Genomic DNA, 8,367 nt, shown 5'->3' on the forward strand with positions numbered 1-8,367 from the left:
ATAATTTATTTTAAACGCCGATTTTGTTGCATTGTCAACCGAATTTTTATTATCACTTTGGCGCCACTGTTACCTATTATCAATAACATCAGATTAACTTACCTCGATAACTCGACGGAGCTAAACGATGGATAATAACAAAATCCGCATGGCCATGATCGGTGGTGGAGAAGGCGCTTTCATAGGTGCAGTGCACCGCATAGCTGCGCGTTTAGATGGTCAAATTGAACTTGTTGCAGGCGCATTTAGCGCCGATCCAAACAAAAGCCTAGCAATGGGCCAGCAACTCGGGCTTAACCCATCACGTTGCTATGCCAGCTACCAAGCACTCTTACAACAAGAGGCGGAACTACCAGAGTCGGAGCGCATCCACTTTGTTGCCATCGTGACCCCAAACCATTTGCATTTTCCGATTGCCACAGCCGCTATCGAACACGGCTTTCACGTCTTGAGTGATAAGCCTGCAACGCTCAATTTATCTGAGGCTCTACGTCTACAAACACAGCTTCAAAAGAGCAATTGCTTGTACGGATTAACACACACCTATACCGGCTATCCGATGGTGAAAGAAGCACGCCACCGCATCGCAAATGGCGAACTTGGCAAAATACGCAAAGTCGTCGTTGAATACAGTCAAGGATGGCTTGCAAGTGCTGATGACGAAAACAGCAAGCAAGCCAGCTGGCGACTAGATGCAAGCAAGTCTGGCGTGAGTTGTTGTATGGGCGATATCGGCGTACATGCAGCGAACCTTGCCGAATATGTGAGTGGTTTGGAGATAGAGGCGCTTTGTGCGGATTTAAACACGGTTGTGTCCGGCCGACAGCTCGACGATGACGGCACAGTATTACTGCGCTTTGGTAACGGTGCTAAGGGCGTGTTGATGGCAAGCCAAATAGCCCTTGGCGAAGAAAATAATCTCACCTTAAAAATCTATGGTGACAAAGCTAGTATCGAATGGTCACAAATGGAACCTAATAGTTTGTGGTTACGTGCGGCAAATGCTCCAGCTCAGTTGATCCGCACAGGAGTGGGCTCACTTAGCCAAGCAGCCATTAGCGCAACCCGTGTGCCAGCCGGTCACCCTGAGGGATATCTGGAAGCATTTGCAAATATCTACCTTAATTTCGCCAACCTTATTCGTGCACATCAGCAGCAAGCCAATGTGCAACACGAAGAATTTGACGTGCCAAGTATTAACGCTGCAGTCCGTGGCATGGCATTTATTGAAAACGCGGTCGCAGCTAGTGCAAAAGACACTAAGTGGCACCCCTTTACTATTGGATAAAATAAGAATGAAGCAAATTAAAGGACCCGCTATTTTTCTCGCGCAGTTTGTCTCGGACGAGGCGCCATTTAACAATTTTAATAGTATTTGCCAGTGGGCAAGTAGCCTAGGTTATCAAGGTATTCAGCTACCAAGTTGGGAACAGCGACTGTTCGATCTGCAAAAAGCCGCTGAAAGCCAAGATTATTGTGACGAGATCACTGGTATTGCCGCAGAGCATGGCCTTACTATTTCAGAGCTATCAACCCATTTGCAGGGTCAATTAGTGGCGGTGCACCCAGCTTATGACCAAATGTTTGACGGCTTTGCACCAGCAAAAGTGCATGGCTCTCCTCAGGCTCGAATGGAGTGGGCAACAGAGCAACTAATGCTAGCGGCCAGTGCCAGCGCTAAGCTTGGGCTAACCAGTCACGCAAGCTTTTCTGGCGCCTTGCTCTGGCATACTTTTTATCCGTGGCCACAACGCCCAAATGGCTTAGTGGAACAAGGATTTGAGGAGCTTGCAAAACGCTGGTTGCCTATTTTAAACCGCTTTGACGAGGTTGGCGTGGATGTGTGCTATGAGCTTCATCCAGGTGAAGATCTACACGATGGCGTGACTTTTGAGCGCTTTTTAGCAGCGACGAATAATCACCCGCGAGCCAATATTCTTTATGATCCAAGTCACTTTGTTTTACAGCAATTGGACTACTTAGCGTTTATCGACATCTATCATGAACGTATCAAAGCGTTTCATGTAAAAGATGCCGAATTTATCCCCAATGGCCGCTGCGGTGTTTACGGCGGATACCAAGGATGGCAACAACGGCCAGGACGGTTTCGTTCATTAGGTGACGGACAGGTCGACTTTAAGAAAATATTTAGTAAGTTAACACAGTACGGTTTTGATGGTTGGGCTGTATTGGAATGGGAATGCTGTATTAAGCACCCTGAAGATGGGGCCAAAGAAGGTGCTGAATTTATCAAACAGCACTTGATAAGACCAACCGAAAAAGCCTTCGATGATTTTGCAGGAAGTAGCACCGATCCCGAACGCAATAATCAAATCCTCGGCATAAAATAAACAGGACTACGACCATGAATAATAATAATCATAATCGGACCGTGTTTCAGCTCTGTTGCCTTGCACTGGTCGTCACATCGATGACGTTCGCTATTCGCGCAGGTATTTTGGGGCAATTAGGTGAGCAATTTGGGCTGTCAGATACAGAACTTGGTTGGGTTAACGCCATGGCATTTCTGGGCTTTCCCGTCGCAACCATGTTAGGTGGCGCTATCTACAACGCCATTGGCGCTAAAAAGTTAGTTGCCCTCGCCTTTATTTGCCACTTTGCTGGGTTGGTTTTAACCATTACCGCTGATGGTTTTTGGTTACTGCTGATCTCGACGTTTTTAATCGGCTTTGCGAATGGTTCAGTAGAAGCTGGCTGTAATCCACTGATTGCCGAAATGTATCCAAAAAACACCACGACTATGCTTAACCGATTCCATGTCTGGTTTCCAGGCGGCATTGTGATTGGTGCTCTGGCATCGAATGCCATGACTGCATCGGGCTTTAATTGGCAATGGCAAGTTGCTTTGATATTAATTCCAACGCTGATTTATGGAGCGATGATGGTCAAGTCACGGTTTCCTGAATTTGACCGCACAGATCATTCCACCACCAGCAATCTCAAGCACCTGTTTTCTCCGCTCTACCTATTTTTAATTTGCTGTATGACCTTAACAGCAACAACTGAACTTGGTACACAACAGTGGATTGAACGCATACTGGGAGCGTCAGGCGCCTCTCCTATGATGATCCTCGCACTGATCACAGGCTTGATGGCATTAGGTCGCTTCTTTGCCGGCCCAATAGTCCACCGTTTTAATCCAACAGGCGTATTACTCGGCTCTGCGGTATTGGCAACCGCGGGGATTTTCATGATGAGCCAAGCACAAGGGTCAGCAATCTACTTGGCCGCAATATTATTTGCCTTGGGTGTCACTTATTTTTGGCCAACCATGCTGGGCTGCGTTGCTGAATACACCCCAAAAACAGGCGCACTTGGTATGTCTTTAATGGGCGGTGCGGGGATGTTCGCTGTCAGCATGTGGAATCCGGTAATTGGTAGTTGGATTGATTCGGCGCGACTCGAAGCCCAAGCAGCAAACTTAACCGCGCAGCAATCAGAACTAGTTGCAGGTCAAGCGGTGCTTGAAAATATTCTGTTATTCCCAGCTATTCTCATTGCCGCTTTTATCGGCCTTTACCTTTATATCAATAAAAATAAACGCGTTGAGAAATACGCGTAATACCAATTCGCTTAATTAAGTGATCTATTTTGAGGCGAGAAAATCTTGTCGATAACAAGGCGAAAATATTGCTATTTAGTTGTTCTAAATGAGAAATTTTTAACGCAGTTAGCGTCAGATTTGCTCCTTCAAATTGAGCAAGTATTAAGACTAATTGGTATATGTAGCAACAAGTAAAAAGTGAACAGACGAGGTTCCAATATGCTCAACTCTATAAAAATACTAACGCTGGCATTGGCGGTTAGTTGTGCGGCTTGCGCTAGTACAACTGACAACCAATTGAGCCCGCAAGAACAACAAGCCGGATGGCAACTGCTTTTCGATGGCAAAGATATGTCGCAATGGCGCAACTTTAAAAGTGACGGCCTAAATAGCCAGTGGCAAGTTGAGGACGGCGCGATGACACTTACCCAAGGTGGTGGCGGCGATATTCTGACCAAAAAACAATATCAGAATTTTGAGCTCCAGCTCGATTGGAAGATTTCTAAAAAAGGCAACAGTGGGATTTTTGTATTGGCGGACGAAAAAGGTGGAGCTATATATTCCCACGCCCCAGAAATCCAAATTCTAGATAACAAAGAACACCCAGACAATAAAATAGACTCTCACCTTGCTGGTTCTATTTATGACCTGTTCGCCGCGCCAAGTACGGCACATAAACCTGCTGAAGTTTGGAACCAAGTTCGTATTAAGCTGCAAGATAACCACCTACAAGTTTGGCAAAATGGTGTAAGCACGACGAGTATCGTGATTGGCAGCACCACTTGGAATGCTTTGGTTAAGAACAGTAAATTTGCGACATGGCAAGGGTTTGCTGAAGGTAAAAAAGGCCACATCGGCTTGCAAGATCACGGCGACAAAGTTTGGTTCAAAAACATTAAGATCAAGGAGCTGTAACCATGGCAACATTTGATCATAAAGTATTGGTCGTTGGCTCAGGTGCTGGTGGCGCAATGGCCGCTTATACACTCACTAAGCTAGGCCACAAAGTTTTATTGCTAGAAGCTGGTCGAAATTACGACCCAAAAACAGAAAGCCCGATGTTCCGCCGAAATAGCGAAGCCCCACTCATGGGCGCTGGCAATAAGGATAAGAACTTTGGGTTTTACGACGCGACAATTGATGGCGGTTGGCAAGTACCAGATGAACCATATACGCGCGCTGAAAACACCGATTTTTATTGGTGGCGTGCACGTATGCTCGGTGGCCGAACCAATCACTGGGGTCGCTACTCGCTGCGTTTTAGTGAACATGACTTTAAGGGCAAAAGCCGTGACGGGCATGGCGCCGATTGGCCGTTTGAATATCAGGACATTGCGCCTTGGTATGATAAAACGGAAGAAATAGTTGGGATCTGTGGGACCAATACCGGCTTGGATGATATGCCTCCTTCTGCGCCTGGCGTGTTACAGCCACCACCGACGCCAAGAGTACCCGAATTACTGGTTGCAGCGGCCGCGAAAAAAATGGGGATCCCAGCGGTTCCTATGCACAGAGCGGTGTTGACTCGTAATAAAGACGACCGCTTAGCCTGTTTTTACGCCACGCCTTGTGGCCACGGTTGCTCAATTGGCGCAGCATTCCAAACCACAACCTCGCTTATTCCGATGGCCAAAGCGACAGGAAACCTTGAAGTGATCACCGATGCCATGGTGAAGTCGGTCGCGGTGAATGAAGATGGCAAAGTAACTGGAGTGACTTACGTCGATAAAAAGTCTGCGCAAGAACATGCACTCAATGCAGATGTGGTGATTTTGGCGGCCAGCGCCTGTGAATCTGCCCGTATTTTGCTTAATTCCAAACATGCAAAGCATCCCAAGGGACTTGCAAACTCAAGTGGTCAGGTAGGTCGCAATCTAATGGACTCTACCGGTGCTTGGCTTGGTGCACAAATCCCTGCGTTAAAAGGCCGCCCACGTTATAACGAAGACGGCCACACCGGTAACCACCTTTTTATTCCTTGGTGGGGACACAAAGCCCATGAGAAAGGTGAGCTTAATTTCCCACGCGGCTATCACTTTGAAATTAGCAGCGGCTTTAATCAACCGGGCTCTGGCGTGTCTGGCAATAAACAAGGTTATGGCCCCAAGTTAAAGCAACAAGTGCGTGACGCTTATGGTTCCTATGTTGGATTTGCACTGCGCGGAGAAATGCTACCGAATAAAGATTCTTACATGGAAATTGACGAAAACGTCAAAGATAAATGGGGGATCCCGGTTGCTAAGTTCCATTTCAAATGGTCTGACAGAGAGCTCAAGCAAATCGAGCATGGTCTCAAAACCGCGAAACAGATCCTTGAGAACATGGGTGCCGAAGTGGGCGAGCTACCACCTGCGGAAAAAGCCATTTCAAAAGGCGGTGAGATCATTCATGAGGTCGGCACGACGAGAATGGGCAGTTCAGCAAAAGAATCGGTAACGAATCAGTGGGGTCAAACATGGGACTGTGACAATCTATTTGTGATGGATGCCGGTGTCTTTGCGTCTAACCCCCATAAAAATTGCACCTTAACCATTATGACCTTAGCGATGCGAAACTCAACTTGGTTGGCAGCACAAATTGATAAAGGAGCACTGTGATGAATACACCTGATCGCGTTGATTCTTATAAATATATTTCAGGTATGACACGTCGCGAGTCATTAAAATGGTTAGGCTTGCTTGCTGCGGGATCTGCGGTAACACTCACCACTGGTTGCAGCAAGGCCATTGAAGGTGAAACGGCTACTGCCGGGCACTGGCCAGATATTGAAATACAGCCAGTTAGTGCTCAAGGGTATGGCACCGATCCAAATATGATCATGCCGCCAGAGTCACCTTGGCCGCTCACCCTCACCGAAGCGCAGCTCACGTTAGTTGCAGTACTAGCTGATTTTATTGTGCCCAAAGAGGGCAAACACCCTTCAGCTTCTGAAGTACAAGTACCGAGTGTGATCGATGAATGGGTAAGTGCACCGTATCACGGACAACAAAAAGATAGAGTGACAATACTCCATGCACTCGCTTGGATTGACGATGAGTCGACTTTGCGCTTTAAAAAGCCATTTTTGCAACTTAGCGCAACGCAGCAAAGTAAGATTATGGATGATATTGCTTATTTTAATGCGCAAACACCTGAGCAATTTCAGCGTATCGGTAAAGCATTCTTGCGCTTTAAAGATCTCGTTCTCGGCGCTTACTTCTGCACACCTGAGGGCTGTCAAGATATAGGCTATCTGGGCAATGTACCAATTGCAGGTGATTATCCAGGACCTACTGCTGAAGCCAAGGCGCATCTAGATGGCGTACTCGCAGAGCTTGGGCTAAGCCAGTATGCCTACCGCGACTAACCCTTGAGTCATTTTGTTATGGCTAACCGAAGCAGAGTCTAGCTCTGCTTTTTTAGTTTTAGGAAGAAATGATGTTTAGAAAAATCGTATTGTTTAAACAAGTAATGCTGTTCATTGCTTTTATTATCGCGCTGCCGCTATACGCGCAGGCATCTTATCAGTCGTTATCTATTAGCGTTCAACTGTGGTCGGTAAAAGATGAGTTGGCAAGAGACTTTGATGGCACTTTGCAAGCACTCGCCAACATGGGATTTGATGGCGTTGAATTTGCTGGAAACTTTGGCAACTATGCCGATAACCCAAGCAAATTAAAACAAAGACTAGCAGAGCTCGGCTTAGTTGCGAGCAGCGCCCACATCGGCTTTGACGTATTAGCTGAAGAAAAACTAGCGAGCACCCTACTCTTTTACAAAACCTTAGGCGTATCCACGCTCTTTATCCCTTGGGATGAAAGGGCATGGGACAAGAACCAAGTGCAAGCATTTGTAAAACAGCTTAACCAAGTGCACCAAATTGCCCAGCGCTATGATATGAAGATCGGGTTTCATAATCATGAAAAGGAATTTAACCCATACGCTAATAGCACGTTTTGGGATTATATCGCCACCAACACCCCTAGCGATTTTCCGCTACAGCTCGATGTCGGCTGGGTGAATTACGCCGGTAAATCACCCAGCGATTATGTTAAGCGATATGCTGGCAGAACCGTGTCGACACATATTAAAATACGCACTCATCAAGGAGATGACAAAAGCCCAATCATTGGCGAAAACCACTACCCTTGGAAAGCGCTCATCCAAACCATGCAGCAACACGGCGGCACACAGTGGCTAGTAATCGAACAAGAAGAATACCCAAGTGGTCTCACGCCGCTAGAAAGCGTCGCCCGCTCAAAAGCGAATTTAGATAAGATACTGAGTGAGTAACAAGCGGGAATATGTTTATCTGAAATAGTTAATTGTCACTGTCAGGTTTGATCGTGGGGTTCGATCGAACTTGACTGTTGAATGATGCGAGATTGGGAAATAGTAAACGCCCCATTATGTGACGGGTTAAGCTTGACTACACTAGCGAGAATGAGCGCTAGCCAAGCTTTAGACGTCCACTTCATAAACAGCTTGTTATTTGCCAAATACAAAATATAAGCAAAGCACAATAGAAACTGACAGCAATAGCGATATAGGCCTTTGAAATACTGTACCTGATAGCTTTTGAATACCATTTACCTTTGTTCGACTAAAAAAATTGAAAACATGTTCGGCACAAAACAATACAAATACGCTACCAAAACCTAATGCAGAAAGTGGCTTTTCATATAATAAAAACCAACTAAAGCAAAACAAAAGTAGCACCCCAACAAACGGAATTAATACTCTCTCAAGTAGTTTGCTGATAATGAACTTCCTTAGGAAAATAACAGCCCATTAGCTTGAACGGTCGAGTATCTCACTTATTT

General features: G+C 46.2%; 7 protein-coding genes. All 7 read left to right on the top strand.

Features of this window, described 5'->3' with window-relative positions:
• The first annotated feature begins 127 nt into the window (after nt 1-127).
• The 7 genes from L1D50_RS19125 to L1D50_RS19155 all read left to right on the top strand — a co-directional run bounded on the left by L1D50_RS19125 (nt 128) and on the right by L1D50_RS19155 (nt 7,837).
• Complete coding sequence (locus tag L1D50_RS19125) at nt 128-1,288, top strand: Gfo/Idh/MocA family oxidoreductase (RefSeq protein ID WP_239966621.1); 1,161 nt, start codon at nt 128-130, stop codon at nt 1,286-1,288.
• Nucleotides 1,289-1,295: 7 nt separating this feature from the next.
• The gene (locus tag L1D50_RS19130) at nt 1,296-2,351 is read left to right on the top strand and encodes a sugar phosphate isomerase/epimerase (protein ID WP_239966622.1); all 1,056 of its coding nucleotides are present in this window, start codon (nt 1,296-1,298) and stop codon (nt 2,349-2,351) included.
• 14 nt (nt 2,352-2,365) lie between these two features.
• Nucleotides 2,366-3,583 carry an MFS transporter gene (locus L1D50_RS19135; protein WP_102057165.1) on the top strand — a complete coding sequence of 406 codons (1,218 nt, stop codon included), beginning with the start codon at nt 2,366-2,368 and terminating at the stop codon, nt 3,581-3,583.
• A 201-nt stretch (nt 3,584-3,784) separates the two neighbouring features.
• Nucleotides 3,785-4,480: a DUF1080 domain-containing protein gene (locus L1D50_RS19140; protein WP_138523824.1), complete on the top strand. Its 696-nt coding sequence runs from the start codon at nt 3,785-3,787 to the stop codon at nt 4,478-4,480.
• Nucleotides 4,481-4,482: 2 nt separating this feature from the next.
• Entirely contained in the window at nt 4,483-6,162 is a 1,680-nt protein-coding gene (locus tag L1D50_RS19145; RefSeq protein WP_138523822.1) for a GMC family oxidoreductase, read from the top strand.
• Nucleotides 6,162-6,911, top strand: a complete 750-nt coding sequence (locus L1D50_RS19150; RefSeq protein WP_128726847.1) for a gluconate 2-dehydrogenase subunit 3 family protein — start codon at nt 6,162-6,164, stop codon at nt 6,909-6,911. Before L1D50_RS19145 ends, L1D50_RS19150 begins: the two co-directional genes overlap by 1 nt.
• A gap of 71 nt (nt 6,912-6,982) precedes the next feature.
• Nucleotides 6,983-7,837, top strand: coding sequence for a sugar phosphate isomerase/epimerase (locus L1D50_RS19155; RefSeq protein ID WP_209319130.1), 855 nt, complete (start codon nt 6,983-6,985; stop codon nt 7,835-7,837).
• The last annotated feature ends 530 nt before the right edge of the window (nt 7,838-8,367 follow it).

Source organism: Pseudoalteromonas sp. Isolate6 (assembly GCF_022398435.1).
GTDB classification, from domain to species: Bacteria; Pseudomonadota; Gammaproteobacteria; order Enterobacterales; family Alteromonadaceae; genus Pseudoalteromonas; species Pseudoalteromonas galatheae.

Bases quoted from the DNA above. Each gene is read 5' to 3' on its own strand.
- L1D50_RS19125 (WP_239966621.1), top strand. From the start codon at position 128: ATGGATAATAACAAAATCCGCATGGCCATGATCGGTGGTGGAGAAGGC.
- L1D50_RS19130 (WP_239966622.1), top strand. From the start codon at position 1,296: ATGAAGCAAATTAAAGGACCCGCTATTTTTCTCGCGCAGTTTGTCTCG.
- L1D50_RS19135 (WP_102057165.1), top strand. From the start codon at position 2,366: ATGAATAATAATAATCATAATCGGACCGTGTTTCAGCTCTGTTGCCTT.
- L1D50_RS19140 (WP_138523824.1), top strand. From the start codon at position 3,785: ATGCTCAACTCTATAAAAATACTAACGCTGGCATTGGCGGTTAGTTGT.
- L1D50_RS19145 (WP_138523822.1), top strand. From the start codon at position 4,483: ATGGCAACATTTGATCATAAAGTATTGGTCGTTGGCTCAGGTGCTGGT.
- L1D50_RS19150 (WP_128726847.1), top strand. From the start codon at position 6,162: ATGAATACACCTGATCGCGTTGATTCTTATAAATATATTTCAGGTATG.
- L1D50_RS19155 (WP_209319130.1), top strand. From the start codon at position 6,983: ATGTTTAGAAAAATCGTATTGTTTAAACAAGTAATGCTGTTCATTGCT.